Raw genomic sequence first — 25,065 nt, 5'->3', positions numbered from 1 at the left:
TGCTCGGATCGGCGCCACGGAACTCGCGGATGCAGGGATGGGTGCAGGTGTCGCCGGGTCCACCCCGCCGGTGCTGCACCCATCCCTGCGCTCACGCATCGCCGCCAGCGACGGCCGGGCCGAGGCTCGGGTGACTCCGGGGCGCGCCGACGGCTTCGGCGACGACGGGGCGGGTCGACAGCTGCGTCGATGACGGAGGCGGGCCGACGAGGTGGTGCGGATGGTGTGGGTGCAGGGATGGGCGCAGGTGTCGCCGGGTCCACCCCGCCAGTGCTGCACCCACGCCTGCACTCACGGGCCAGCCGCTGCTGTGGAGTGGACGAGCCCGGCCGGGGCCTGGTGAGGCCGCCCGGCCGGGCTCGTGGCGAGTCACCCTCAGGGGGTGCGGGGACTCGCGCTGCTCGGTCGACGTCAGGGGGTGCGTCGACCGAGGTCTGTCACCAGGTCAGCCCTGGCCGTTCTGCTGCTCCTGCTGCTGCTGGTACCACTGCCACAGCTCCTCGGGGCTCAGGCCGCCGAGCGAACCGTCGCCCTGACCCTGGTTCGGGCCGCCGGGCACGCCCTGCTGGCCGTCGCCCTGCTGGCCGTCGCCCTGCTGGCCCTGCTGGCCCTGGCCCTGCTGGGACTGGGTGGAGGTGTCCTCGCGGGTCGCCAGCGTGACGTCGACGTCGAGCGCCTTGCCGTCGCGCACGAGAGTCAGCGTGACCTGGTCGCCGGAAGTGTAGGAGCGGACGTAGGCGGTGAGCGACTCGGCGCCACCGACGGGGCTGCCGTCGATCGCGACGACCACGTCGTCGAGCTGGAGGCCGGCAGCTGCGGCGGGCGAGCCGTCGTTGACCTGCTTGACGACCGCACCGGCGCGGGTCACGCCGTCGGCGGTCGCGGTGCCGTCGTCGAGCCCGACGCCGAGGAACGCGTGCTTGACGGTGCCGTCGTCGACGAGCTGCTGCGCGACGTTCTTGACGAGGTTCACCGGGATCGCGAAGCCGAGGCCGATCGAGCCGGACTCGCTCGAGAGCGTGGCGATCGACGAGTTGATGCCGATCACGCGGCCCTGCGCGTCGAACAGCGGGCCACCCGAGTTGCCGGGGTTCACGGCCGCGTCGATCTGGATCGCGTTGGTCACGGTCGTCTCGCTGCTGTCCTCGCCCTGCGTGCTGACGGGACGGTCGACGGCCGAGACGATGCCGGTGGTGACGGTGTTCGCGAGGCCGAGCGGGTTGCCGACGGCCATCACGGCCTGGCCCACCTGCACGTCCGACGAGTCGCCGAGCGCGGCAGGGGTGAGGTCCGACGGCGGGTCGACGAGCTTGACGACCGCGAGGTCGGTGGTCGGGTCGGTGCCGACGACGGTCGCGTCGAAGATGCGGCCGTCGGTCAGCGTCACCGAGACGCTCGTCGAGCCCGACACGACGTGGTTGTTGGTCACGATGTGGCCGGCGGAGTCGACGATCACGCCTGAACCCTGCGCACCGCCCTGGTCGGTGGTGACGGCGATCGCCACGACCGACGGCTGGACGGCCTTGGCGACGGCCTGCCAGTCCGGGTCGTCGTCGGTCGAGCCCGAGACGGGCACGGCGTCGTTGGTGTCCTGGCCGAGCGTGGCGATCGACGCCGACGACGTCCCCGCCGTGCTGGGCCCGTCGTTGTCGCCGAGCGCACCGGTCACGCCGAGCGTCGCGGCGGCGGCGAGCAGCGCCGCACCGGCCGCGGCGGCCGTGATCGGGATCCAGATCCGCTTCTTGCGAGGCGCGTTCGTGGTCGCGGCCGGCGCCGGCATGACCGACCAGGGGTCGTTCGACGGGGCGGCGGGCTGCGGTGCGGCGTAGGGCGCGTGCGCGAACGCCTGGGCGGGGTGCTGCTGCGGCGCGACCGGCTGCGGCGCGACCGGCTGGGTCACGGCCTGCTGCGGATGGGCGGCCTGCGGCTGGGGCGCGATCGGCTGGGTCGCGACGGGCTGCGGCGCGATCGGCTGGGTCGCGACGGGCTGCGGCGCGACGGGCTGCGACGGGGCGGGCTGCGACGGGGCGGCGACCACCGGCTGCGCGTCCTGGTGGGGCGCGACAGGCTGCGGCGGGGCCGGCACGGGCGGAAGCGGCTGGGTCGACGCGTCCTGCGGGTGGGCGGCGGGGTCGGGCGTGGTCATAGTGGTTGCCTCCTTGGTCCTGAAGATCACACCGCCGCCCCCTGGGCAGACCCTTCGCAGAACCTGAGAGCCTCCTGTGAGTTGCGCGCAGGGCGGCCGGCACGACGATCAGCGCAGCGCAGCCCCGACCGCCGCGGCGGCGGCCGACGCCAGCCGCGCCGACTGCTCGCGCCGCCCGGTGCGGTCGACGCGCACCTCGACGACGGACAGGCCGGTGCCGGGCGCGGCGAGCGCGGGCAGCAGCCCGTCCACGTCCCCCACGCGTGTGTGCCGCACGCCGTACCCCGCGCACAGCGCGGCGAGGTCGGCGCCGTGCGGCGTGCCGAAGACGCGCTCGAACAGCGCGTGCGCGGGGCTGCCCGCGGCGACGTCGCCGTGCTCGAGCGTCGCGAAGATCGACCCGCCATCGTCGTTCGCGACGACGAGCTGGCAGTCGACCCCCGGCTCGAGCGGCCCGCGCAGGAGCCCGCCCACGTCGTGCAGGAACGTGAGGTCGCCCAGCACGGCCCGCACGCGGCGCGCGGGCAGCCCGAGCGCGACGCCGATCGCGGTCGACACGGTGCCGTCGATGCCCGCGAGCCCGCGGTTGGCGAGCACGAGCGGCGGCACGTCCCAGCGCGCGACGAGGTCGAGGTCGCGCACGGGGTTCGACGAGCCGACGACGAGCACGTCGGCCGGCACGCTGACGGCCGCGACCGCGCGCGCGAGCACCGGGCCGGTCACTCGCGCGCCGCTGCGCGAGCGGCGGCCCCGGTCCGCGGGGTCACGGTCCAGCTCGCGGTCGACCGCGGCCGCGGCCGCCTCGCCCGCGACCTGCCAGGCCTCGAGCCAGCCGACCGGCCCGCGCATCCGCCCCTGCCGCATGCGCGCCGGGGGCTCGAGCAGCACCTGGCTCGCGTTGCGCGCGGCGTCCGGCCACTGCGCACCGCGCGGCACGACGACGAGCACCTCGACGTCCCGGCGCAGCAGCGCCTGCACCGGCCGCGAGAGCGTCGGACGCCCCAGCACGACGACCCGCCGCACCCGCGAGACGAGCTCCTCGGCGGCGAGCACCAGCCGGTAGGCGGGGATCGCGTTCGGTCCACCGCGCGCGCCCGACGAGGGCTCCGCCAGCAGCGGCCAGCCGTTCGCCTCGGCGAGCCGGCGCGCGCCCGGCCCGGCCCCGTCGCCCGCGACGACGACGGTCGCGATGCCGCCCAGTCGACCGGGCCCGGACCGCCGCTCCTCGGTCCCGGTCGCGGACGCCGTCGCCGAGCCGGTCACCGCGGGAACGGCACCGGTCGTCACGGCCGTCGCGGGCGCCGGGCGGGCCTGGACGTGGGTCAGCCCGACGGTCGACGGCGCAGGCCACGGTCCGACGGGCGGGCCGAGCGGCTCGCGGTAGGCCAGGTCGAGGTGCACGGGCCCGGGGTCGCCGGTGCGGGCACCGGTCGCGGCGGCCACGGCCCGCGCCGCGAGCCGGCGCAGGTCGCGCGCCTCGTCGGGCAGCCCCACGGGTGCCGGCACGTCGACCGTCAGCCGCACGGCCGAGCCGAACATGCCGACCTGGTCGGTGGTCTGGTTGGCGCCGCTGCCGCGCAGCTCGTGCGGGCGGTCGGCGGTGAGCAGCAGCAGCGGGACCCCGCTGTGGTGCGCCTCGAGCACCGCGGGGTGCAGGTTCGCGGCCGCGGTGCCGGACGTCGTGACGACCGCGACGGGTCGCGCGGGGCCGGCCGCCAGCCCGTCGACGTGCGCGCCGGCGCGCGCCAGCCCGAGCGCGAGGAAGGCCGCGGAACGTTCGTCGACCCGCACGTGCAGCCGAAGCGCCGGCGCGTGCTCGGGCCGGTCCGCGGCGGGAACGGCCGCCTCTGCGAGCGCGTAGGCGAGCGGGGCGCTGCGCGAGCCGGGTGCGAGCACGACGTCCTCGACACCGCACGCGACGAGGGCCTGGACCAGCACGCGCGCGGCGTCGGTGGCGGGCTCCGGCGTCGTCGTCACGGATGCCATCATGCCTGGTCGCGACCCCGCGCCGGCAGCGCACAGACCCGCCGGACCCGCTCACGCCACCGCGCGGCGACGTCGTCGGGGGCGACGGCAGCCGCCAGCGCGGCCTCGTCGGGCACGACCGCCCGCACGGGCAACGCGCCGTCGACAGGCAGCAGCGGGTCGAGCGTCACGTCGGCGGCCAGCAGGCGGCCGGTGCCGAGCCCGCACGCGTACGGCAGCTCGGGCAGCGCGGCCGCGAGCGCGACCCCGGCGGCCAGCCCCACGGAGGACTCGAGCGCCGACGACACGACCACGGGCAGCCCGATCCGTTCGGCGAGCTCGAGGCACGCCCGCACACCGCCGAGCGGCTGCACCTTGAGCACGACGAGGTCCGCGGCGCCGGCCCGCGCGACCGCGAGCGGGTCCGCAGCGCGGCGGATCGACTCGTCGGCGGCGATCGGCACGTGCGTGCGGCGTCGCAGCGCCGCGAGGTCCTCGACGGTCGGCACCGGCTGCTCGGCGTACTCGAGTCCGCCCGCCGCGCGGTCGAGCACCGCGAGGCGGCGCACGGCCTCGTCGACGTCCCACGCCGCGTTCGCGTCGACCCGGACCGCGCCGCCGGGACCCAGCGCGTCGCGGACGGCCTCGAGCCGCGCGACCTCGTCGGACAGCGACTGCCCCGGCTCGGCGACCTTGACCTTGGCGGTGCGGCAGCCGCCCGAGGCGAGCACGATCCGGCGCGCGGTCGCCGCGTCGACCGCGGGCACCGTGACGTTGACGGGCACGCGGTCGCGCACCGGCGCGGGCCAGCCCTCGTCGGCGGCCTCACGCGTGGCGCGCCACCACGAGGCGGACTCCTCGTCGTCGTAGTCCCAGAACGGCGAGAACTCCGCCCAGCCCGCGTCCCCGCGCACCAGCACCCCGTCGCGGACCGTCAGCCCGCGGAACCGCGAGCGCAACGGCACGGACCACACGACGACGTCCCCGGCCAGCACGGAGCCCAGGCTACGTCGCACCGCTGACTAGGGTGAGCGACGTGAGCGAGCTGCCTCAGCAGGTGTCCACGACGTTCGACCCGTCGAGCTGGCGGGCCGTCCGCGGCTTCGAGGACCTGACGGACCTCACCTACCACCGCGGCGTGGACCGCACGGGTGACGACGAGCGCGATCTGCCCGTGGTGCGCGTCGCGTTCGACCGGCCGGAGGTGCGCAACGCGTTCCGGCCGCACACGGTCGACGAGCTGTACCGGGTGCTGGACCACGCGCGCATGTCGTCGGACGTGGGCACGGTGCTGCTGACGGGCAACGGGCCGAGCCCCAAGGACGGCGGCTGGGCGTTCTGCTCGGGCGGCGACCAGCGCATCCGCGGCCGCGACGGCTACCGCTACGCGGAGGGCGAGAGCGCCGAGGCGATCGACCCCGCGCGCGCCGGCCGGCTGCACATCCTGGAGGTGCAGCGCCTGATCCGCACGATGCCGAAGGTCGTGGTCGCGCTCGTCAACGGCTGGGCGGCCGGCGGCGGGCACTCGCTGCACGTCGTCGCGGACCTGACGATCGCGAGCCGCGAGCACGCACGGTTCATGCAGACCGACGCGAACGTCGGCTCGTTCGACGGCGGCTACGGCTCGGCGCTGCTGGCCCGGCAGGTCGGCCAGAAGCGCGCACGGGAGATCTTCTTCCTGGCCCGCGAGTACTCGGCCGACGACGCGTACGCGTGGGGTGCGGTCAACGACGTCGTCGCGCACGACGAGCTCGAGGCTGCCGGCCTGGAGTACGCGCGGATCGTCGCGTCCAAGTCGCCGCAGGCGATCCGGATGCTGAAGTTCGCGTTCAACCTGGCCGACGACGGGCTCGCCGGCCAGCAGGTGTTCGCGGGCGAGGCGACGCGTCTGGCGTACATGACCGACGAGGCCGTCGAGGGGCGCGACGCGTTCCTGCAGCGGCGCCCGCCGGACTGGTCCGGCTTCCCGTACGCGTACTGACCCGTGCACGCCCGACCACGCCCGACCAAGCCCGTCCGTGCCCTTCCGTGCCCATCCAAGCCCGTCCACCGGACGGGCCCATTGGGTAGCGATTGCTGACGACGACGACCGTGGGTGCTCGGGACGATGGGGGCGAACCGGACGACGATGCCGGCAGCCGATCGGGGGTCCGGATGACCAGGGACAGCGGCACGCGTCTGCACGCGCAGACCGGGGCGGGGAGCGCGGACCGGGAGTCGACGACGAGCGCGCCGACGGCCCTGGCGCCCGCGCCGGTGGCGGGACTGACCGGCGGTGCCACGACCGACGAGTACGCGTCGACCGGTGCGCCCCTGTCGGTGCTGCGCCGGTACGGCGGTCACGCCGCGACCCCGATCCGCCGCAACCCCGAGGGCGGGGACGCGGACGACGGCGGGTGGAAGACCCAGGGCGGCAAGGCCAAGGCCAGCAAGGCCGACAAGATCGTCGAGGCGGCCGAGGGCGGCTCGGGCATGTTCAGCCTCGGCACGGCCACCGAGGCCCAGGCGAAGCAGGCCGGCCTCGCGTGGGTCGGCGAGGGCTACCACGAGACCAGCTCGAAGCTCGGCACGATCTACATCAGCGCCGACGGCACCCGCCAGTGGCGTGCCCCGACGATGAAGCCGAAGCTCGGGAAGAAGCAGTCGAACTTCGAGTCGCGCGCCGGTTCCTCCGGAGCGTGGACCAACAACGGCCACCTCACGATCAACTAGGCAACGGACCAGGACATGCGCGCCACGCTGCACGAGATCATCAGCACCGACGTCGACGTCGAGACCTTCCGCCCGGACGATCCTGCCGACGCCGGGGTGTGGGTGCGCCTGCTCGTCGGGCCTGCGCAGCAGCAGGACGACGAACCGCTCTCGGGCGAGTCGTTCGACGTGCTCGTGTGCACGCCGCTGTGGCTGCGCCGCGAGGTCGTCGAGAACGGGCCGCAGATCGGACGCCACCACCTCGTCGTCGAGCCGTTCGACCTGCCCCGCGCGACGGCCTACCTGCGCGAGCTGGTCGAGTCGCTCGACGAGGCCGACTGGGACGCCCTCGCGGAGAAGCTCGCGCGCATCGGCCACTGGGAGTTCGAGGACTACCAGGAGTAGCGAGGACGGGCGGGGTCAGGAACCGCCCGCCCACGCGAGCAGGTCGACGAGCTGCGCGAGAGCGAACGCGCTGCCGACCAGCAGACCCAGCAGGACGACCCCCGAGACGACCACGGCTCCGAGGGACGCCGTGCTGTGCTCGACCGGTGGATGGATGTCGTGAGTGACCATGCCTCCAGGCTGGCCGCCGCGCCGCCCGGACCGCGTCGACCCCCGGGACCGTCCCTGCGGGCGGGCGGTCCGTCGCCGGGCCACGACGACGAGGGGCCCGTCCACCCGTAGGTGGAGGGCCCCTCGTCCCCGCGGTGGAGCGGGTCAGCTCACGGTGAAGGAACCGGTCTCCTTGGGCACCAGCTCGACCCAGGTGTTGCCCGGCGACAGCAGCGCGGGCGAGCCGTCGGCGAGGAACAGCCGCAGCGGCTGGTCCTCGGCCGTCTTCTTCCAGGTCACGGGGATCGTCTTGCCGCCGGTCGCGATCAGCCCGGTGCCGGTCCCGACGAGGTTGTACGTCGGGACGCGGGCGCCGCCCTGAGCCGGGAACTTGGTGTTCGGGTGCTCGGCGACGATCGCGACGACGTTGACCGCGGAGAGCCGGTCCCCCGAGCGGGCGGTCGCGGGCGAGGACCCCTCCGAGCGCAGCCACGTCGAGGTTCCCGCGTCCCACGTCCAGACGGGCCTGGCCGCCGCGGAGAGGTTGAACGTGAGCGTGCCGGCCGCACTGCCACCCGCTGCCGGTGCCGCCTTGTCGGCCGACCGCGCGAACAGGAACTGCTCACCGGGCGCGGCCGAGTGGTTCGCATCGGCGTTGTCCCAGAGCGTCTGGGGCGTCAGGTAGACGTTGTGCGGCGCCGCGCGGTCGCTGGAGCGGTACATGCCGGGCGAGCCCCAGTCGTTGCTGAACAGCTGCAGGCCGGAGGCCTTCGCCAACGCGACGATGCCCTCCTGCCCACCCGAGAACGCCAGCAGTCCCTTGGTCGGCTCGAGGATCACCGGGTCCATCGGACGCACCGAGCGGACCGGGCCCACCTCCTCGGGCACCTGCGACTGGAACACGGCGATGAACCGCGACACCTGGAACTCGACGATCGTCTCCCAGACGATGTCCGCCTGCTCGAGACCGCTCTGCGGTCGGGCCGCCGACGTGTTCTCGACCTTCACCGCGAGCGACGGGCGCTCCACCGGGTCGCCGGCGACGCCTGTCAGGGGCCACGTCGCCTCGACGGACGGCGTCGGGACAGGTTGCTTGTCCGGCTCGATGGTCGGGTCCTGGTAGACCGTCGACGGCGTCGGCGTGGGCTCGGCGGTGCCGGAGCAGGCCGTCAGTGCGAGCGCTGCGGCGGTCAGCACCGCCAGCGTGGCGCCGCGACGGCGCGCGATGGATCGGGTCATGGTGTGTCTCCCCCCGTGATGTCCGGGGACCAGCCTGCCACGCGTTCGGACCGGACCGGACCGGCGCGCCGGGCGGCCTAGGCTGTCGCGGGTGAGCCGGCCGCTGCGAGACGTCGTCGTCGCCGACCCGTCGCTGCCGGCCGACCTGGCCCGCGCACTGGCCGGTACGGGCCCCGCGGTACGCGTGGTCCCTTCCGCGGTCGCGGGTTCCGTCCCGTCCCCGACGAGCGTGCCCGACGAGGTCGCCGTCGCCGTGGCGACCTCCGGCTCGACCGGCGAGCCGCGCACCGTGCTGCTGGGCGCTGCGGCGTTGCACGCGTCGGCGCAGGCGACGCACGCGCGCCTGAGCGGACCGGGCCGCTGGCTGCTGGCGCTGCCGGTCGACCACGTCGCCGGTCTGCAGGTGCTCGTGCGCTCGACCCTCGCGGGGACCACTCCTGTCACCCTGCCGCCCGGCCCGTTCACCGCCGCGGGCTTCGCGGTGGCGACGGCCCGGCTCGACCGCTCCGCGCCGCGCTACACGTCCCTCGTGCCGACCCAGCTCGGGCGGGTCCTCGACGATCCCGCCGCGCGTGACGCGCTGGTCACGTTCGACGCGGTCCTCGTCGGCGGCGCCGCGACGCCGACCGCGCTGCTCGAACGCGCGCGCGACGCGGGCGCCCGCGTCGTGACGACGTACGGCATGACCGAGACGTGCGGGGGTTGCGTGTACGACGGGCGGCCGCTCGACGGTGTGCGCGTGCGCCTGTCCGACGAGGGTCGCATCCTGCTCGCGGGCGACGTGCTCGCGACCGGCTATGCGCAGCGGCCCGATCTCGACGCGGCGGCGTTCGTGACGTTCGACAACGTGCCTCACCTGCGCACGTCCGACCTCGGACGCCTCGACGGCGACGTGCTCACGGTGCTCGGCCGCGCCGACGACGTGCTCGTCACGGGCGGGGTCAACGTCGCCCCGGCGGCCGTCGAGGACGTGCTCGCCGCGCTGCCGTCGGTCGCCCACGCGCTCGTCGTCGGCGTTCCCGACGACGAGTGGGGGCAGTGCGTGACCGCGCTCGTCGTGCCCCGCGCGGGCCTGGCGGCGCCGACGCTCGACGAGCTGCGCGCAGCCGTGCTCGCGACGCTCGGCCCCGCGCACGCACCGCGCGCGCTCGTCGTCGTCGACGGCCTGCCCCTGCGTGGCCCGGGCAAACCCGACCGCGCCGCCGCGACCTCGATCGCGACCGCCGCCCGCCAGGACCCTCGACCCCAGCCGACCTCCCCGATCCGGAGCCACACGTGACCACCTCCTCGGAATGGATCGCCGGCGCGCGCCCGCGCACGCTGCCCGCCGCCGCCACGCCCGTGATCGTCGGGACCGGTGCGGCCGCGCAGCTCGACGCCGCCCACCCCGGCCGCGCGCTGCTCGCGCTCGGCGTCGCGCTCGCGCTGCAGGTCGGCGTCAACTACGCCAACGACTACTCGGACGGCATCCGCGGCACCGACCTCGACCGGGTCGGACCGATGCGCCTGACCGCCTCGGGCGCGGCCCGGCCGGGCGCGGTGCGCGCAGCGGCCTTCGCGTCGTTCGGGGTCGCGGCGCTGCTCGGCCTGTGGCTCGTGCTGGCTTCCGGCGCGCTGTGGATGATCGCCGTCGGCGCGCTGTCCATCGCCGCGGCCTGGTACTACACCGGCGGGCGCAACCCCTACGGCTACCGCGGCCTCGGCGAGGTCGGCGTGTTCGTGTTCTTCGGGCTCGTCGCGGTGCTCGGCACCACCTGGACGCAGGCCGGCGAGCTGCCGTGGACGGCCTGGCTCGGCGCGGTCGCCGTCGGGATGCTCGCGTGCGCGCTGCTCATGGTGAACAACCTGCGCGACGTGCCCACCGACGCGCTCGTCGGCAAGCGCACGCTCGCGGTGCGGCTCGGCGAGCGCCGCGCGCGCCGCGTGTACGCCGCGCTCGTCGTGCTCCCGCTGCCCCTGGGCGCCGCGTGCGCCGCGGCCGCGCCGTGGGCGCTGCTGGTGCTGCTGCTCCTGGTCCCGGCGGTCGTGCTCGCGTCGGTGGTCATGCTCGGCGCGCGGGGCCGTGCGCTCGTGCCCGTGCTGGCCGGCACCGGCTTCTACGAGCTCGCCTTCGGCCTCCTGCTCGGTCTGGGCCTGGCTCTCTAGCCGGGGGCGGGGCCCGTCGAGTCGCGCACGACGAGGGCCGTCGGGACCAGGACGTGCTCCGGGCTGCCCGTGGCGCCCTGCCGGGCGGCCGCGATGGCGTTGCGGATCGCGTCGGCGGTCGAGCGGCCCTTGGCGACGAGGTCCTGCCGCACGGTCGTGAGCGCGGGCGCGACGGTCCGCGCGAGCGCGCTGTCGTCGAACCCGACGACCGACACGTCCTGCGGCACCCGGAGCCCGAGCTCGTGCGCGACCCGCACGACGGCCCAGGCCACGAGGTCGGAGAAGCAGACGATGCCGGTGGGTCGGTCCGCCAGCGCGAGGGCGGTCCGCGCCGCCGCCAGCGCATCGGCCTCCTGGTTGTCGTTCATGTGCACCGCGACGACGTCGACGCCGGCGGGCACGAACGCGCTCATCCAGCCCTCGACGCGCTCGCGGGACACGTGCCCGATCCCGGCGCTCGCGGGGTCGGGCGCCACGCCCGGCGGCTCGCGGTAGGCGGTGGTCAGCATCGCCACCCGGCGGTGGCCGAGGTCGACGAGGTGCTGCGCCCCGGCGCGCGCGCCCGGGCGGTCGTCCACCAGCACCGTGGCGGCGTCCGGCCCGACGGCCTCCTGGTCGACGAAGACGAGGGGCAGCCTGCGGCGACGCAACCAGTCGAGCGCGGTGGTGTCCACGGTGCAGGCGTAGACGAGGGCAGCGTCCATGGGCACGTCACGCGCGGCGAGCAGGTCGCCCTCGTTCGTCGTCGGGAGCAGCGCGAGCGCGAGGCCGGTCGGTGCGAGCGACTCGGCGACCGACGCGAAGAACTCGGCGGCGATCGGGTCGCGGAACGCCGCACCGGGTGACTGCGTGAACAGCACGCCGACCGTGCCCGACGAACCCCGCGCGAGGACGCGGGCGGCCGGGTCGGGGCCGACGTAGCCGAGCTCGTCGGCGGTCGCGAGGATCGTCGCGCGCAGCTCGGCCGAGAGCTGGTCCGGCCGGGAGAACGCGTTCGACACGGTCATCCGGCTCACGCCGACCCGGTCGGCGATCGTCTGCAGGGTCACGCGCCCCACGGACACCTCCTCGCGTGCAGGGCCGTCGTGGCCCTGCACGCCAGGGTAGGTGACCGCGCGCGGCTCGTCGGCCACGTCGTGCGCGGTCATCGCACCAGGGCCTCCCGCTCGGCCGGTGCGAGCAGGTCGGCGAGCCGGTGCAGCGAGCGCGCGCCGAGGCGACGGGGCGCGTCGAGCGGTGCGACGAGGGTCCGGGCGGTGCGCCGTCCGGACCGGCGGGACGGACGCTCCTCGACGACGGGCGCGTCGGGGGTGGCGCTGCGGGCGAGCGCGATCGTGGCTCGGCGCGAGCTGATGAGGCTGATGGGCGGCGGGGTGGAGTACACGGTGCACCTCCTCGGTCAGGGTTGCTGGACCGGTCGATGCTGTACCGGTCAAGAGGACAATCGGGACGCTACGCCGATGTTCTGTACCGGTCAAGTGTTTCAGGACGGCTCGCCGGCCGGCGGAGTGCACCCCGCACTCGGCCGGCCGCAACGGTCAGGAGTCGGGCTGGGACCGGGCCGCGTCGTCGGCCGCATCCTCGTACGCCGCGTCCTCGTCGGCCCGGGTGCGGTGGGTGCTCGGTGCCCGTGCCTCGGCGCGCGCCTGGACGTAGGCGGCCGCGGCGGACCGCCAGCGGCCCAGCAGGACGTAGCCGAGCCCCCACGCCACGAACAGGCCCGCGAGCGGCGCGAGCCACGAGCGCATGCCGACCCACCACAAGGCAGCGGTGGCGACGGCGAACAGGAGCAGGCGCAGGAGGGTGTAGAGCACGACGGGCACCGACCCAGCGTAGGCGGCCCGCCGTTACCCTGGGCACGTGCGCAACCTGGGCTACCTGCTGCTGATCGGTCTCGTCGTGTACTGCGTGATCGACATCGTGCGCAGCGAGGACGACGAACGGCTCGGCGTGCACCCGGCGCTGTGGGTGCTGCTCGTGGTGCTCATCCCGATCCTCGGGTCGATCGTCTGGCTCGCGGTCAGCCGCACACGCCGCGCCGGACGACCGGCCACGGCGGGCGGGCGCACCTCGTCGGGACCGTCGCGTGGCCCGGTGGCCCCGGACGACGATCCGGAGTTCCTGTGGCGGCTCGAGCAGGAACGTCGCCGCGCGCAGCAAGGCGACGACGCGCCGGAGGACAAGCCGACCGCCGGCTGACCGTCCGGCGCGTGTAAGGACGCGGCGTCGTCAGAACGCGGCGTCGTCAGAACGCGTAGGAGTGCTTGCCCGTCACGACGAGGTTGACGATCGTGAAGTTCGCGATCACGACGGCGTAGCCGACCATGACGAAGTAGGCCGCGCGGCGTCCGCTCCAGCCGCGCGTCGTGCGCGCGTGCAGGTAGGCGGCGTAGACCACCCACGCGACGAACGTGCCGACCTCCTTGGGGTCCCAGCCCCAGTACCGACCCCAGGCGTGCTCGGCCCAGATCGCGCCGCCGATCAACGTGAGCGTCCACAGCACGAAGCCGACCGCGTTGAGCCGGAAGGACAACGCCTCGAGCCGACGGGCGTCGGGCACCTGCTCGAGCCACGTGAAGTGCCGGCCGGTGACCGCGAGCCCGCTGAACGTGCGGCGCAGGCCGTCGGCGCGCCGCCAGGGCGAGCCGAGCCGGGTGCGGCCCGTCTCGCGCGCGTCGCGCAGGAGCTGCAGCACCGCGGCCGCGAAGGCCACGGTGAACACGCCCGTCGCGGTGATCGCGACGCCCACGTGGATGACGAGCCAGTAGTTCTGCAGCGCGGGCCGCAGGGCCTCGGCCTGCACGAAGAACACGTTGAGCGCGAGCACCAGCAGCAGCACCGCGATGCTCATGACGACGACGCCGAGGAACGCGATCACGCGACGGCGCTGCACGATCGCGAGCACCAGCACCGCGACGAACGTGCCGACCAGCGCGAACTCGTACATGTTCGACGTCGGCCAGTGGCCGGCCGCGAACCCGCGCAGCACGATGCCGGCGAACAGCAGCGCCAGGCCGAGGTACGTCGTCGAGCGCGCGATCCCCTCGGCGCGCGCGGACCGCCCGGGCGCGACCTGCGCGGCCGAGCCGAGCACGGCGGACTCGGCGACGACGGGGACGTCGACCCGGTCGTCGGGCGCGCCGTCGGCGCCGACCGCGACGGGCACGGGCACGTCCGCCGCGCGCCGCTGGGCGTTGTCGGCGAGGCGCGCCAGGTCCACGGCGTAAGCGATCAGCGCGACCGTGAACGCCGTCGCGGCGGCCCACACCAGCAGCGTGCTCAGATCACCCAGGTTGTTCATGTCGTCTCCTCCACGTCCACCAGCGTCGCGGCGAGCACGCGGTCCAGCTCGGGCTGCAGCCCGACGTCGTCGCCGCGGGCCAGCCCGGCGGCGGTGATCACTGTACGGCCCTGCTCGCCGGCGGGCCCAGCCCCCGGCACGGCCCGCACCCAGACCCGACGACGCGGCGCGAACAGCGACGCGGCGAGCCCGGCGAACGCGAGCAGCGCGAACACGAGCACCCACGTCAGCGCGGGGTCGTGCCGCAGGTCGAGCGCGACGTATCGCGGCAGGCCGTCGAACGTCACGGTGCCCAGCCCGTCCGGCAGCTCGACGGTCTCGCCGGGCCGCAGGTAGAGCGTGACGGGCGCGCCGTCCTCGTCCACGGCCTGCTCCATGCGCGACTCGTCGAGCTGGTAGACGTTCTGCGGCACGCCGGTGTCCAGGCCGAGGTTGCCGGACCACACCGAGAGCACCAGCAGCGGGTCCTGCGGCTGCGGATTCGACGAGCGCCACAGGTTCTCGCCGAGCTGCACCGCGGTCGGCAGCAGGTACCCGACGAGACCGACCTGCTCCTGGTCGCCCGAGACGTCGGGCACCTTGACGACGCCGCGCGAGGTGTAGACGCCGTCCTGCGGGAGGAACGGCACGGCGCCCGCGAACGCGACCTCGCCGGCCGCGTCGTGCACCGTGAGCTCGGGCGCGTAGCCGTTGCCCTGCAGGTAGATCTTCGCGCCGTCGACGCCGAGGGGGTGGTTGACCTTGATCGTCGCGTCCTGCGGCTGCTCGCCGGGGTCCGTGACGGTGACGTGCGCCGTGAAGTCGCGCGGCTCGAGCGACTCGGGGTCGAACCGCGCGTCGAACGAGTCGAGCCGCAGCGTGAACGGCGTGAGGCTCTCGGGCCGGAACGCGGTGCCCTGCTCGAACGTGTCGTACTCCAGCACGGCATTGGCCATGCCGCGCCCCTGCACGACGATCGCCTGGCCGCGGTAGTGCAGCATCTGACCGGCCGCGATCGAGACGAGCAGCCCGACGAGCGCGAGGTGGAACACGAGGTTGCCCGTCTCGCGCAGGTAGCCGCGCTCGGCCGACACGGACCAGCCGCCGCCCTCGTCGTGCACGTCGACGCGGTAGGAGGCCATCCACGGGAGCAGGCGCGGCCCGCGCCGCAGCACGCGGCGCGCGGACTCGACGACCTGCTCCGGGCTCGCGTCGGTGCTCGCCTCCGCCTGCGCGGGGAACCGGCCGAACCGGCGCGGTGTACGCGGCGGACGGCCGCGCAGCGCCGCGAGGTGCACCCGCGTGCGGGGCACGATGCAGCCGACGAGCGAGACGAACAGCATGAGGTAGATCGCGGAGAACCAGACCGACGAGTACACGTCGAAGAAGCCGAGTCGGTCGAGCCACGGGCCCGTGGTCGGGTGCTCGGTCAGGTAGGTGGCGACGCGGGCGACGTCCTGCGCGCGCTGCGGGAACACCGTGCCCGGCACCGCCGCGACCGCGAGCAGCATGAGCAGCAGCAGCGCGACGCGCATGCTCGTGAGCTGCCGCCACGACCAGCGCAGCCAGCCGCGCAGGCCGATCGAGGGCAGCCGGACCGGCGTCTGCGGGTCGCCGGGCGTGTTCGTCGTCGGCTCGCCTGCGGGTGCGTCCGGGTTCGAGAACGTGTCGTCGAGGCCCTCGGGGCGGTAGGTGCGCACGTCACACCACCGGCACGAAGTCGTCGGCGAACAGGCCCTGCAGCCACTGCGCCCACGTGCCCCACACGCCCGTGACGAGCGCGAGGCCGAGCACGACGAGCATCGCGCCGCCGAACCGCATGATCGCGAGCCGGTGCCGGCGCAGGAAGCCGAGCATCCGCGCCGAGCGTTCGACGCCGAGCGCGACGAGCAGGAACGGCACCCCGAGCCCGACGCAGAACGCGACCGCGAGCAGCGCGCCGCGCCAGGCCGAGCCGGAGTCGAGCGAGAGCGCGTAGATCGCGGCGAGCGTCGGGCCGATGCACGGCGTCCAGCCCAGGCCGAACGTCACGCCCAGCAGCGGCGCACCCCACAGGCCCGCGCGCGGCGCGAGATGCATCCGCTTCTCGCGCTGCAGGAACGGCACGAAGCCCATGAACGCGAGCCCCATGAGGATCACGACGACGCCGAGCACGCGCGTGATCGCGTCCGCGTACGGCGCGAGCGCCGCGCCCACGGTCCCCGCGAGCACCCCGAACACGACGAACACCGCGGTGAACCCCGCGACGAACAGCCCCACACCCGCGAGGACGCGCCGCCGTTCGGCCGCGACCCGCACGGCGCCGCCGCTCGGTCCAGGGAGCCCGACCGTGCCACCCGCACCACCCGTGCCGCCCGCACCGCCCACGGCGACCGCGGCCGGCGTCGTGCCCACGGTCGCGCCGCCGGACATCCCGCCGAGGTAGCCGAGGTAGCCGGGCACGAGCGGCAGGACGCACGGCGAGGCGAACGAGACGAGCCCGGCCAGCACCGCGACGGGGATCGCGAGCAGCAGCGACCCGCTCACCGCGGTTCGTCCGAAGGCGTCGCCCGCGTCGGCGAGCAGGACCGCCGCCGTCACGGCGTCGCCGGGGGCTCGGCGAGCACGTCGTCGACGATCGCGCGCAGCGTCGTCGGGTCCGCGAGCCCGATCACGGTGGCCGCGACCTTGCCCTCGCGGTCGAGCACGACCGTGCTCGGGGTCGCCTGCATCGGCACGACGCCCTGCAGTGCGGCGATCGCGGCGCCGTCCTGGTCGGCGATCGTCGGGTACGGGACCTCGAAGCGCTCCTGGAAGGACTGCGCGGCACCGGCCGCGTCCGTCCCGTTCACGCCGATCAGGTGCACGCCCTGGTCGGCGTAGTCGTTCGCGAGGGCCGCCAGGTCCGGCGCCTCGGCACGGCACGGCGGGCAGGCCGCGTACCAGGTGTTCACGACGACGACGTCGCCGCGCCAGTCGGCGATGTCCTGCGAGGTGCCCTCGAAGTCGGTCCCGGCGAGCTCGACCGGTCCCTTGCGGTCCCCCGCGGGCCAGGTCTTCGTGCTGCCGTCGCCGCTCTGGTAGCCCTGGTCGGTCACGTCCTGGGTCTGCTGGGCGGGGCCGCACGCGACGAGCAGCCCGAGCGTCGCGGCGAGGCCCACCGCGGCCAGGGCACGTCCGCGCACGCCGCGGCCCGCCCTCTCGGTCGCGCGTCGCACGTCAGGCCCCCGCGACCGTCGCCGCACCCGGCAGCAACGCGGCCGCCGGCTCGGAGTACCCGACGCCCACCAGCCGGTCGCCGTCGAAGCGCAGGCTCGTGACCGAGGCGAGCGAGCACTGCCGGCGCCGCGGGTCGTGCCACAGCCGGCGCCCCTCGAGCGCGAGCCGCGTGACCCACACCGGCAGCTGGTGCGAGACGAGCACGACCTCGTGGCCCCGCGCGAGCGCGCGGGCGTCGTCGACCGCCGCGAGCATGCGGTCGACCTGCTCGCGGTAGGGCTCGCCCCAGGACGGCCGGAACGGGTTGCGCAGGTAGGGCCAGTGCTCGGGGTGGCGCAGCGAGCCGTCGCCGACCCCGAACGTCATGCCCTGGAAGTGGTTGCCCGCCTCGATGATCCGCGGGTCGGTGCCGAGCTCGACGCCGAAGGCGGCCGCGATCGGTGCGCCGGTCTCCTGCGCGCGCTGCAGAGGCGAGGCGATCACCGCGACGACGTCGCGGCGCGGTCCGCCCGGCACGGCGACGCCGTCGAGCAGGCCGCCGCCGGCACCGGACAGGTGGGCGGCGACGACGTGTGCCATGGCCAGGCCGCGCTCGGACAGGTGGTACCCGGGCAGCCGGCCGTACAGCACGCCGTCGGGGTTGTGCACCTCGCCGTGGCGCATCAGGTGGACGGTGGTGGCGACCATGGGGGTCAGTCTCCCCTACGACGCTGTGTGCCCCGGGCCGGTGAGGGTGTCAGTCGGTGTGGCACGGGCCACCCGACAGGTGCTCGCGCACCGCGTCCATCGCCGCGCCGAGCGCCTGGAACTGCTCGGGCGTGAGCACGTCGACCAGGTGCGTGCGCACGGACTGCACGTGCAGGGGCGCCGCGGCCACCAGCACCTCCCAGCCCTGGGCAGTCATCGAGCAGTTCACGCCGCGTGCGTCCGCGCTGCAGGCGACGCGCTCGACGAGCCCGCGCTCCTCCATCCGCCGGATGGTGTGCGTCAGTCGGCTGCGCGAGTGCGCGATGCCGTCCGCGAGCTCGGACATACGCATCGTGCGCCCGTCCCGTTCGGAGAGCCGCACGAGCACCTCGTACTCGTGGACGGAGAGCCCGCACGTCGACTCGAGCTCGTGGGCGAGGACGTCGGAGAGCCGGGCGGTGCCGTCGCGGAAGGAGCGCCACGCGCGCTGCTCGTCGGCCGTCAGCCAGCGCACCTCTGTGCTCGTGCTCACGGGCGGGCTCCTCTCGTCAGTGCGACCCCAGTGTGCCAGGAGTGACGTGCGTCACGCCGGGGGTCCCAGGGGTTGCGGGTCGGCCCTCACTGTAGTACAACTTTGAACTAACGAAATGTTGACGCTTCAACAACCGCCGCCTCGAGCAGGAGATCCCCCCATGACCGCTACCGCCACCACCACGCTCCCCGCCGGCCTCACCACCGGCACCTGGACCCTGGACCCGTCGCACACCGAGGCGTCCTTCACGGTCCGTCACGCCGGCATCTCGAAGGTCCGCGGCACGGTGTCCGTCACGGGCGGCGAGATCCTCGTGGGCGACGACCTGACGCTCTCCTCCGTGACGGCCACGCTCGACCCGTCGACGGTCTCGACCGGCGACGCCAACCGCGACGGCCACCTCAAGAGCGCCGACTTCTTCGACGTCGAGAAGTTCGGCGAGTGGTCGTTCGCCTCGACCGCCGTGCGCGCCCAGGGCGGCGACCACGTGGTCGTCGGCGACCTGACCATCCACGGCGTGACCCAGTCGGTCGAGCTCGTCACCGAGTTCCAGGGCGTCGCGGTGGACCCGTTCGGCAACACGCGCGCCGGGTTCGAGGCGTCCGTGACGATCTCCCGCAAGGACTTCGAGCTGACGTGGAACGCGGCCCTCGAGGCCGGCGGCGTCCTGGTCTCGGACAAGGTCGTCATCGCGCTCGACATCTCGGCCATCAAGCAGGCCTGAGCACCCGTACGCAAGGGCGGTCGCCGATCGGCGGCCGCCCTTCGTCGTCCCCGTCTCGATCGCGATCGTGCGAAGGATCGGCCACGATTCCTGGCCACTTCTTCGCACCACCGTCAGGCGCCCGGGACCTGGCGGCGGGTGTCGTGGAACGCGAGGATCTGCAGCTCGCTCGCGACGTCGACGGCGCGCACGTCGACGTGAGCGGGGGTGCGCAGCGCGCGAGGCGCGAACGTGAGGATCCCGCCGACACCGGCGGCGACCAGCGCGTCGCACACGTCCTGCGCGGCCGCGGCGGGGGTCGCGATCACGCCGATCGTCGCGCCGGTCGCGGCGACCACACGGGCCAGCTCGTCGAACGGCTCGACGACGAGACCGCCGACGAGGGTCCCGACGACCGCCTCGTCCACGTCCACGAGCGCGACCACCGCGAAGCCGCGCTCGGCGAAGCCCGAGTAGCTCGCGAGCGCGTGCCCCAGGTAGCCGATCCCGACGATCACGACCCGCCGCTCGACGCGCAGCCCCAGCACCACGCCGACCTGCTCGGCCAGGTGCGCGACGTCGTACCCCACCCCGCGGCGACCGTACGAGCCCAGGTAGGACAGGTCCTTGCGCAGCTGGGCGGGGCCGACGCCGGCCGCCCGCGCGAGTTCGTCGGACGAGGTCGTCGTGACCCCGGCGGACGCCAGCTCGTCGAGCGCGCGCAGGTAGCCGGGCAGCCGAGCGACCGTCGATGGCGGCACCGCCGCCTGCTGCGCCGAGCGCCGGACCTGCGTCATCGCGGTTGCTCCCCTGCCGTCCGCCCCGGGTGGGAGCCCTGCGGCCGGGCGCCGCGCACGGGTGTGGCAAGGGCGCGCCGCAGACGCGCCGCGTCGATGCGCCAGTACCCCTGCCGCACGCCGTCGACCTCGACCACCGGCACCAGCTCGCCGTACCGGACGGCCAGGTCGCCATCGCCGCCGGCCGCGTCGACGTCGACCTCCGAGAAGGCCTCGCCCGTCTCGGCCGCGACCTGCGCGACCAGCGCACGGGCGTCGTCGCACAGGTGGCAGCCGACGCGGGAGTACAGCACGATCCGGGGCACCCACCAACGGTAGTCGTCGCTGTCGTCGTCGCGGCGGATGCACAGCCCGCCTGGTTACAGTGGCCGTGTGCCCATGTTCCCCGCCCCGCCCGGTGTGCGGGCCGCGGCCTTCTTCGACGTGGACAACACGATCATCCGGGGCGCGAGCGCGTTCCACCTGGCCGTCGCCCTGTACCGGCGTGACTTCTTCCGTGTGCCGGACCTGGTCCGGTTCGCGCTGCACCAGCTGCGCTACCGGATGTTCGGCGAGGACAAGCACCAGATCGACGAGGTCCGCACGCGCGCGCTCGAGATCGTCCGGGGGCACTCGGTCGCGGAGATCACGGCCGTCGCCGAGGACGTCTACGACGAGGTGCTCTGCCTGCGGATCTACCCCGGCACGCAGCGACTGCTCGACGCGCACCTCGCCGCCGGCCACCAGGTCTGGCTCGTGACCGCGAGCCCGCTGGAGATCGGCGAGCTCATCGCGCGCCGGCTGGGAGCGACCGGCGCGCTCGGCACGCTCGCCGAGCACCGCAACGGCTTCTACACGGGCCGCCTGGTGGGCGACATGCTGCACGGCGAGGCGAAGGCCGCGGCGGTGCGGGCGCTGGCCGAGCGCGAGAACCTCTCGCTCGAGGCGTCGTTCGCGTACGGCGACTCGACGAACGACGTGCCGATCCTGTCGACCGTCGGGCACCCGTGCGCGATCAACCCCGACCGCCGGCTGCGGCACCACGCCGCGACCGAGGGCTGGCCCGTGCGCGAGTTCCGCGCCGTGCGTCGCCCGGGCGTGCGCCGCAGCATCGACGCCGCGAGCCTGGCCGGCCTGGCGTGGGCGTGCGGGCTGTCGCTGCGCGCGCTGCGGCGCCGCCTGGCGGGCCGGGCCTGAGCCGCGCGATGGACCGCACGACCGCCGTCACGGTGCGCCGCGCCACGCCCGCGGACGTCGACGCCCTCGCGGCGCTGGCCGCGGTGACCTTCCCGCTCGCGTGCCCGCCCGACTCGACGCCCGCGGACCAGGCGCAGTTCGTCGCCGCCGTGCTGTCCGTCGAGCGGTTCGCGCAGTACGTGGCCGACGAGCACCGCACGGTCCTGCTCGCGCACGACGAACAAGGCCCGGACGCCCCGGCCGGCTACGCGATGCTCGTCGCGGGCGAGCCGACCGATCCCGACGTGCAGCGGGCGCTGACGCTGCGCCCGACGATCGAGCTGTCCAAGCTCTACGTGCACCCCGACCGGCACCGCGGCGGGGTCGCGTCCGCGCTGTTCGCGGCCTGCCTCGAGGACGCCGGGGCGCGCGGCGCCGTCGGCATGTGGCTCGGGGTCAACCAGCGCAACTCACGCGCGCAGGGCTTCTACACGCACGCCGGCTTCGTGCGCGTCGGCACCAAGCACTTCCAGGTCGGCGCGCGCCTCGAGGACGACTTCGTCCTCGAACGCCCCCTGCACCCGCACGACTGACCGACACGAGCCGGCCCTCACTCGCCCGCGACTCGTCGCCAAGTCCGACGCGCTTCTTCCTTGGTGACACCGATTGGTCTGGCGCCGGGGTCGTCACCGCACGCGAACCTCCAGCTCGAGGTCAAGGCGCGCCAGCAGCGCGAACACGCGCGTGATGTAGAGGTTCGGCTCGCCGGAAGAGCTTCGAGCGGCGGTCGTCGCGGACGACGAAGGGCCCGGCCGGATCGGCCGAGCCCTTCGTTCCTGCGCTGCCTACCGGCAGCGCGAGGTCACTTCTTGTTGCGACGCTGGTGACGCGTCTTGCGCAGCAGCTTGCGGTGCTTCTTCTTGGCCATCCGCTTGCGGCGCTTCTTGATGACGGAACCCATGGTCCACTCTCGCTTCCGGTGCGGCCCGGGCGCCCGGGCCTACTGTTGGTCGATCGGCGCGTGGTCCGCCGATCAACCGTCGAGTCGGGCACGCAGGGAAAGTCCGAGGCCCCACCCTACGCGATCACCGGTCCGGACCGCGACGCGCGGGCGTCCGGCGGTCAGGACGAGCGGCGCTCGGTGTCCCGCTCGGCGTCCTGGGGCACGATCGGCAGCGACGTCGCCAGGTAGTGGTCGAGCGCGTCCTGCGGGACGCGGAACGAGCGGCCGACGCGCACACCGGGCAGCTCACCCGAGTGCAGCAGCCGGTACACCGTCATCTTGGAGACGCGCATGATCTCGGCGACCTCCACCACCGTCAGGTAGCGCACACGGGCCGGCTGCTCGGTCATGTCTCTCGTCTCGTCCTCGTCCTCGACGTGCGGCGCGCGTGTGCGCGTCGCGACCTGCGCCCCCGTGCACGTCGGGCCAAACCCTAGTGGCGCGTGGGACGAGAGTGAAAGGGGTGACGAGAGTGAAAGATCCCGACCGGGTGAACGGGAAGCCCCGGCCCGGACCCACCGACGGCCATGACCGCCAGGAGCCCGGTGCCGGGCTCACGCGGATCGCGCGGGTGGGGCACGGTCGACAGTACGTCTCACAGCTCGACGAGGGCGTCGCACTTCACCACGAACCTCGAAGGGCCACGAAAGGTCCGTACCGCACCATCTCCGACGCCTAGTTCACCCGAGTACGAGGACGCCCACTACGCTGCGTTCACCGAGCAGGTTCAACCCGCACAGGAGCGGCAGAGAACCTGGGGCGCTTCACCATCTGCTCTATCGGGTCCGCACGATGAGGAAGGCGCCACGACGATGGACACCACAGCGACCCCACCCATCGACCGGCTCGGAGACATGGGCTACGCCCACCGGCTCACCGCAGTCCGCAAGCAACGCGGGCTCACCCAGCAGACCCTGGCTGACACCATCGGCGTCCACGTCACCGAGATCCGCCGCGATGGAGCCGGCACCAGCCAACCCGCCTCCGACGTCGTGCGAGCCATCGCCATTGGCCTGTCGGACGGCACCGACTCGCTGGTCTTCAACGGAGATGAGCGCGGCCCAGTCGACGGCCAGCTCCGCCTCCGGCTCGAACGTCTCGACGACGAAGAGGCCGCCGTCATCAACCGTGTCAAGTCCGTGCCGCTCCGCCACGACGTCCGCCAGCACCGCACGGGCCGGGCAGGTTGAGGTGGGCGGGGTTCGCGAACCGAACGTGATCGACCTGGTCACGTACGACGCAGCAACCGGCGAATATGCGCTGATCATGATCGAGGAACGTCCCTGGACGGACTCCCCCGAACAGTTGGCACAACTCAGCGAAAAGATCAACAACTACGCGATGTTCGCACTCGACGAAGGGCTGCTGCGCGCCTACCCGCAGTCTGCGGGCCACCCGGTGCGTATTCAGCTGGACTGCACCGGCGTGCCGACCCCGAGAGCCCAGGAGTACCTCGATCTCACTACCGGGCGGCTGGGCGATTACCGCATCAGGTTCGTGGTCAATCTCCTCGGCTGACGTTCAGCCGGCGCCGGAACGCGGCGGCGAACCCGCGGAACCGCTGGGCGGCCAAATCCTGGCGGTGGGCGATCGCGCTCTCCGAAGCCTCGAGCGCACCCAGCGCGCGCTGAGCCTCGCCCAGGAGTAGATAGCCGACCGGCAACCGGACCGCCACGAACTCCCTCACACCCTCGCCGCGTGCCATAGCCTCTACGATCGCCGTCAACGAGCCGTGGCGCTGTACGTAGGGCATGCCGTACTCCACGACGGCAGCGACCAACTCGTCAGCGACGACCCCCACGGGCGCCTCGGCGCCGAACATCCAAGGTCGATACCTGCTGGCTGGCATCAGGTATCCCAGAGAGCTACTGAGCGTCGCGGGCACGTAGCGGTGCGGCTTCGCTCCGAGCAGTTCCGCGATCAACGCCTCGAGAGCTTGATGCCGCACGCCGACGACAGGATTGACCTCCACCAATCCGCCCCCGCCGCCCACGGCCCGATTGAGTCCGAGCCACCCGAGGACTTCGCCGTCGACGGCGCGCGTGAAGACACCACCTGCGCGAGCCTGGAAGCCCGCACTTGCGAGTCGCTCGCGACATGCAGCACTCATCTCGGCAACCAAACCGCCGCTCGTCACCACCAATCCTCCTGGACCGGGATCGGCCCGATGGGCTCCCCCGGAGTCAATCCGGCCCGCGAAGCGTTGCCGCCCCTCGGAATGCCGCCCTCCGAACGTAGAATCGGGTAGCCAACAGTCTGATTCGGCGTCAGCGACGCGGACGGACCATTCTTCGATTCGATGAACTTCAGGTTCCCCTCGGCGTCCCGAACCAGGATGTCCGGTCGAACACGGCCAGCAGTGGTGTCCATCGTGATCTCCCGGCCCAAGACCGTCTCACCGCGGGCCTCAGCCGCCGCGATCGACCGCTGTACGCCAGCCTCGCCCTTCAGCACCGAGGTGACCCCGCCCGCACCGGACGTTGCGGGGCCCTCGTCCGGCTTGGGGACGCGTTTGAAGATGTTCTTGGCCTGCGTGGCGAGGTTCTTGGCCCCGGCGGCGATGGCCTTGCTCGTCGAGGCTACTGCTTGGGTGGCGCGGGGGGCGACGGTTTGTGCGGCGCGTTGGACGGCGCTGGCGGCGGTCTTGGCGACGCCGGCGACCCAGGGGGTGGCGATCTCGGCGATCCCGCCGGCCACGACGGCCGAGGCGGCGCCGAACGCGACGTCGGAGGCCAGGGCGGACCAGGAGAACTGCTGGGTGTGCTGGACCTGGGTCTTCCACAGGTTCGTCACCGCCCCGCCGACCGCACCGCCGGCCGCGAGGCACCCCACGGACCCGGCACCGCCGGTCCCGGCCAGGCACACGCCGGTCACCACGGTCGCGGCGACCGCCCCGACGATCTCCCCGGAGTGTTCCGAGACGAACCCGCCGATGTTACTCAGGACACCTTGACCCCAGAACAACCCCG

Annotated in this window: 32 protein-coding genes; 12 read left to right on the top strand and 20 right to left on the bottom strand. The window is 74.0% G+C overall.

Going from position 1 to position 25,065, the window contains the following annotated elements:
* Positions 1 to 193, top strand: a 193-nt coding sequence (locus CCO02nite_RS15915; protein ID WP_222593217.1) for a hypothetical protein, incomplete at its 5' end; no start/stop codon positions are given.
* 252 nt (positions 194 to 445) lie between these two features.
* Here CCO02nite_RS15915 and CCO02nite_RS15165 read toward each other — a convergent pair.
* From CCO02nite_RS15165 to CCO02nite_RS15155, 3 genes are all read right to left on the bottom strand, one after another.
* Entirely contained in the window at positions 446 to 2,146 is a 1,701-nt protein-coding gene (locus tag CCO02nite_RS15165; protein ID WP_146844014.1) for a S1C family serine protease, read from the bottom strand.
* Between the two features lie 108 nt (positions 2,147 to 2,254).
* The gene (menD, locus tag CCO02nite_RS15160) at positions 2,255 to 4,135 is read right to left on the bottom strand and encodes a 2-succinyl-5-enolpyruvyl-6-hydroxy-3-cyclohexene-1-carboxylic-acid synthase (protein ID WP_146844013.1); all 1,881 of its coding nucleotides are present in this window, start codon (positions 4,133 to 4,135) and stop codon (positions 2,255 to 2,257) included.
* Positions 4,132 to 5,127 carry an o-succinylbenzoate synthase gene (locus CCO02nite_RS15155; RefSeq protein WP_246117586.1) on the bottom strand — a complete coding sequence of 332 codons (996 nt, stop codon included), beginning with the start codon at positions 5,125 to 5,127 and terminating at the stop codon, positions 4,132 to 4,134. Before CCO02nite_RS15155 ends, menD begins: the two co-directional genes overlap by 4 nt.
* Before the next feature lie 20 nt (positions 5,128 to 5,147).
* Between CCO02nite_RS15155 and CCO02nite_RS15150 the strand changes: the two genes are divergently transcribed.
* From CCO02nite_RS15150 to CCO02nite_RS15140, 3 genes are all read left to right on the top strand, one after another.
* On the top strand, positions 5,148 to 6,092 hold the full coding sequence (locus tag CCO02nite_RS15150; protein ID WP_146844012.1) for a 1,4-dihydroxy-2-naphthoyl-CoA synthase: 945 nt from the start codon (positions 5,148 to 5,150) through the stop codon (positions 6,090 to 6,092).
* 173 nt (positions 6,093 to 6,265) lie between these two features.
* A complete protein-coding gene (locus CCO02nite_RS15145) occupies positions 6,266 to 6,823 on the top strand; it encodes a hypothetical protein (protein ID WP_146844011.1) in 558 nt (185 codons plus the stop codon).
* Between the two features lie 15 nt (positions 6,824 to 6,838).
* Entirely contained in the window at positions 6,839 to 7,207 is a 369-nt protein-coding gene (locus tag CCO02nite_RS15140) for an Imm8 family immunity protein (RefSeq protein ID WP_146844010.1), read from the top strand.
* 15 nt (positions 7,208 to 7,222) lie between these two features.
* Here CCO02nite_RS15140 and CCO02nite_RS15815 read toward each other — a convergent pair whose 3' ends face one another.
* Complete coding sequence (locus CCO02nite_RS15815; protein WP_186812733.1) at positions 7,223 to 7,378, bottom strand: hypothetical protein; 156 nt, start codon at positions 7,376 to 7,378, stop codon at positions 7,223 to 7,225.
* A 144-nt stretch (positions 7,379 to 7,522) separates the two neighbouring features.
* Positions 7,523 to 8,596, bottom strand: coding sequence for a DUF3048 domain-containing protein (locus tag CCO02nite_RS15135; RefSeq protein ID WP_146844009.1), 1,074 nt, complete (start codon positions 8,594 to 8,596; stop codon positions 7,523 to 7,525).
* A 91-nt stretch (positions 8,597 to 8,687) separates the two neighbouring features.
* Between CCO02nite_RS15135 and menE the strand changes: the two genes are divergently transcribed.
* Both menE and CCO02nite_RS15125 read left to right on the top strand, forming a co-directional pair.
* A complete protein-coding gene (gene menE, locus CCO02nite_RS15130; RefSeq protein WP_146844008.1) occupies positions 8,688 to 9,875 on the top strand; it encodes an o-succinylbenzoate--CoA ligase in 1,188 nt (395 codons plus the stop codon).
* Positions 9,872 to 10,741 carry a 1,4-dihydroxy-2-naphthoate polyprenyltransferase gene (locus CCO02nite_RS15125; RefSeq protein WP_146844007.1) on the top strand — a complete coding sequence of 290 codons (870 nt, stop codon included), beginning with the start codon at positions 9,872 to 9,874 and terminating at the stop codon, positions 10,739 to 10,741. The genes menE and CCO02nite_RS15125 overlap by 4 nt, the downstream gene beginning before the upstream one ends.
* On the opposite strand, the gene CCO02nite_RS15120 is transcribed toward CCO02nite_RS15125, so the two are convergent.
* The 3 genes from CCO02nite_RS15120 to CCO02nite_RS15110 form a co-directional block, all read right to left on the bottom strand.
* Entirely contained in the window at positions 10,738 to 11,889 is a 1,152-nt protein-coding gene (locus tag CCO02nite_RS15120; protein ID WP_246117585.1) for a LacI family DNA-binding transcriptional regulator, read from the bottom strand. The genes CCO02nite_RS15125 and CCO02nite_RS15120 overlap by 4 nt on opposite strands.
* Positions 11,886 to 12,125, bottom strand: coding sequence for a hypothetical protein (locus tag CCO02nite_RS15115; RefSeq protein ID WP_146844006.1), 240 nt, complete (start codon positions 12,123 to 12,125; stop codon positions 11,886 to 11,888). The genes CCO02nite_RS15120 and CCO02nite_RS15115 overlap by 4 nt, the downstream gene beginning before the upstream one ends.
* Positions 12,126 to 12,279: 154 nt before the next feature.
* On the bottom strand, positions 12,280 to 12,564 hold the full coding sequence (locus CCO02nite_RS15110; RefSeq protein WP_186812732.1) for a DUF4229 domain-containing protein: 285 nt from the start codon (positions 12,562 to 12,564) through the stop codon (positions 12,280 to 12,282).
* Between the two features lie 37 nt (positions 12,565 to 12,601).
* On the opposite strand from CCO02nite_RS15110, the gene CCO02nite_RS15105 reads away from it, so the two are divergent.
* Positions 12,602 to 12,940 (top strand): PLD nuclease N-terminal domain-containing protein, encoded by a 339-nt coding sequence (locus CCO02nite_RS15105; protein WP_146844005.1) that lies wholly within the window; start codon positions 12,602 to 12,604, stop codon positions 12,938 to 12,940.
* Positions 12,941 to 12,986: 46 nt separating this feature from the next.
* Here the strand turns inward: CCO02nite_RS15105 and ccsB are convergent, their stop codons facing one another.
* Genes ccsB through CCO02nite_RS15075 form a run of 6 tightly spaced genes read right to left on the bottom strand, consistent with a single transcriptional unit; the run spans position 12,987 to position 18,438 of the window.
* Positions 12,987 to 14,042 (bottom strand): c-type cytochrome biogenesis protein CcsB, encoded by a 1,056-nt coding sequence (gene ccsB, locus CCO02nite_RS15100; RefSeq protein WP_146844004.1) that lies wholly within the window; start codon positions 14,040 to 14,042, stop codon positions 12,987 to 12,989.
* A complete protein-coding gene (resB, locus tag CCO02nite_RS15095) occupies positions 14,039 to 15,721 on the bottom strand; it encodes a cytochrome c biogenesis protein ResB (RefSeq protein WP_146844003.1) in 1,683 nt (560 codons plus the stop codon). The genes ccsB and resB overlap by 4 nt, the downstream gene beginning before the upstream one ends.
* A 1-nt stretch (position 15,722) precedes the next feature.
* The gene (locus CCO02nite_RS15090) at positions 15,723 to 16,601 is read right to left on the bottom strand and encodes a cytochrome c biogenesis CcdA family protein (RefSeq protein WP_246117584.1); all 879 of its coding nucleotides are present in this window, start codon (positions 16,599 to 16,601) and stop codon (positions 15,723 to 15,725) included.
* Positions 16,598 to 17,185, bottom strand: a complete 588-nt coding sequence (locus CCO02nite_RS15085; protein ID WP_146844016.1) for a TlpA family protein disulfide reductase — start codon at positions 17,183 to 17,185, stop codon at positions 16,598 to 16,600. Before CCO02nite_RS15085 ends, CCO02nite_RS15090 begins: the two co-directional genes overlap by 4 nt.
* Before the next feature lie 34 nt (positions 17,186 to 17,219).
* Positions 17,220 to 17,906, bottom strand: a complete 687-nt coding sequence (locus CCO02nite_RS15080; protein WP_146844002.1) for a histidine phosphatase family protein — start codon at positions 17,904 to 17,906, stop codon at positions 17,220 to 17,222.
* A 49-nt stretch (positions 17,907 to 17,955) separates the two neighbouring features.
* On the bottom strand, positions 17,956 to 18,438 hold the full coding sequence (locus CCO02nite_RS15075) for a MarR family winged helix-turn-helix transcriptional regulator (protein WP_186812731.1): 483 nt from the start codon (positions 18,436 to 18,438) through the stop codon (positions 17,956 to 17,958).
* Between the two features lie 160 nt (positions 18,439 to 18,598).
* Between CCO02nite_RS15075 and CCO02nite_RS15070 the strand changes: the two genes are divergently transcribed.
* Complete coding sequence (locus CCO02nite_RS15070) at positions 18,599 to 19,162, top strand: YceI family protein (protein WP_146844000.1); 564 nt, start codon at positions 18,599 to 18,601, stop codon at positions 19,160 to 19,162.
* 113 nt (positions 19,163 to 19,275) lie between these two features.
* Here CCO02nite_RS15070 and CCO02nite_RS15065 read toward each other — a convergent pair whose 3' ends face one another.
* Positions 19,276 to 19,938, bottom strand: a complete 663-nt coding sequence (locus tag CCO02nite_RS15065; RefSeq protein ID WP_146843999.1) for a redox-sensing transcriptional repressor Rex — start codon at positions 19,936 to 19,938, stop codon at positions 19,276 to 19,278.
* Positions 19,935 to 20,243: a glutaredoxin family protein gene (locus tag CCO02nite_RS15060; protein ID WP_307724058.1), complete on the bottom strand. Its 309-nt coding sequence runs from the start codon at positions 20,241 to 20,243 to the stop codon at positions 19,935 to 19,937. The genes CCO02nite_RS15065 and CCO02nite_RS15060 overlap by 4 nt, the downstream gene beginning before the upstream one ends.
* A 73-nt stretch (positions 20,244 to 20,316) precedes the next feature.
* Here CCO02nite_RS15060 and CCO02nite_RS15055 point away from each other — a divergent pair, with 73 nt between their 5' ends.
* Entirely contained in the window at positions 20,317 to 21,114 is a 798-nt protein-coding gene (locus CCO02nite_RS15055) for an HAD family hydrolase (RefSeq protein WP_186812734.1), read from the top strand.
* 8 nt (positions 21,115 to 21,122) lie between these two features.
* The gene (locus CCO02nite_RS15050) at positions 21,123 to 21,686 is read left to right on the top strand and encodes a GNAT family N-acetyltransferase (protein WP_146843997.1); all 564 of its coding nucleotides are present in this window, start codon (positions 21,123 to 21,125) and stop codon (positions 21,684 to 21,686) included.
* A 269-nt stretch (positions 21,687 to 21,955) separates the two neighbouring features.
* Here CCO02nite_RS15050 and CCO02nite_RS15045 read toward each other — a convergent pair whose 3' ends face one another.
* Positions 21,956 to 22,054, bottom strand: coding sequence for a 30S ribosomal protein bS22 (locus CCO02nite_RS15045; RefSeq protein WP_003792170.1), 99 nt, complete (start codon positions 22,052 to 22,054; stop codon positions 21,956 to 21,958).
* A gap of 161 nt (positions 22,055 to 22,215) precedes the next feature.
* Positions 22,216 to 22,446 carry a helix-turn-helix domain-containing protein gene (locus CCO02nite_RS15040; RefSeq protein WP_146843996.1) on the bottom strand — a complete coding sequence of 77 codons (231 nt, stop codon included), beginning with the start codon at positions 22,444 to 22,446 and terminating at the stop codon, positions 22,216 to 22,218.
* A gap of 462 nt (positions 22,447 to 22,908) precedes the next feature.
* Between CCO02nite_RS15040 and CCO02nite_RS15035 the strand changes: the two genes are divergently transcribed.
* Together CCO02nite_RS15035 and CCO02nite_RS15030 are read left to right on the top strand one after the other, a co-directional pair.
* Positions 22,909 to 23,286 carry a helix-turn-helix domain-containing protein gene (locus CCO02nite_RS15035; RefSeq protein WP_146843995.1) on the top strand — a complete coding sequence of 126 codons (378 nt, stop codon included), beginning with the start codon at positions 22,909 to 22,911 and terminating at the stop codon, positions 23,284 to 23,286.
* 25 nt (positions 23,287 to 23,311) lie between these two features.
* Positions 23,312 to 23,614, top strand: coding sequence for a DUF6572 domain-containing protein (locus tag CCO02nite_RS15030; protein WP_146843994.1), 303 nt, complete (start codon positions 23,312 to 23,314; stop codon positions 23,612 to 23,614).
* On the opposite strand, the gene CCO02nite_RS15025 is transcribed toward CCO02nite_RS15030, so the two are convergent.
* Complete coding sequence (locus CCO02nite_RS15025; protein ID WP_146843993.1) at positions 23,598 to 24,233, bottom strand: hypothetical protein; 636 nt, start codon at positions 24,231 to 24,233, stop codon at positions 23,598 to 23,600. The genes CCO02nite_RS15030 and CCO02nite_RS15025 overlap by 17 nt on opposite strands.
* Positions 24,230 to 25,065 (bottom strand): hypothetical protein (locus CCO02nite_RS15810; protein WP_186812730.1); only part of this gene is annotated, 836 nt, incomplete at its 5' end. The genes CCO02nite_RS15025 and CCO02nite_RS15810, both read right to left, overlap by 4 nt.

Origin of the sequence: Cellulomonas composti, from assembly GCF_007990245.1 — a bacterium.
In the GTDB taxonomy this organism is placed as follows: Bacteria; Actinomycetota; Actinomycetes; order Actinomycetales; family Cellulomonadaceae; genus Cellulomonas; species Cellulomonas composti.
The sequence above is the reverse complement of the archived record's forward strand: the minus strand, read 5'-3'. Positions and strand labels throughout refer to the sequence as shown.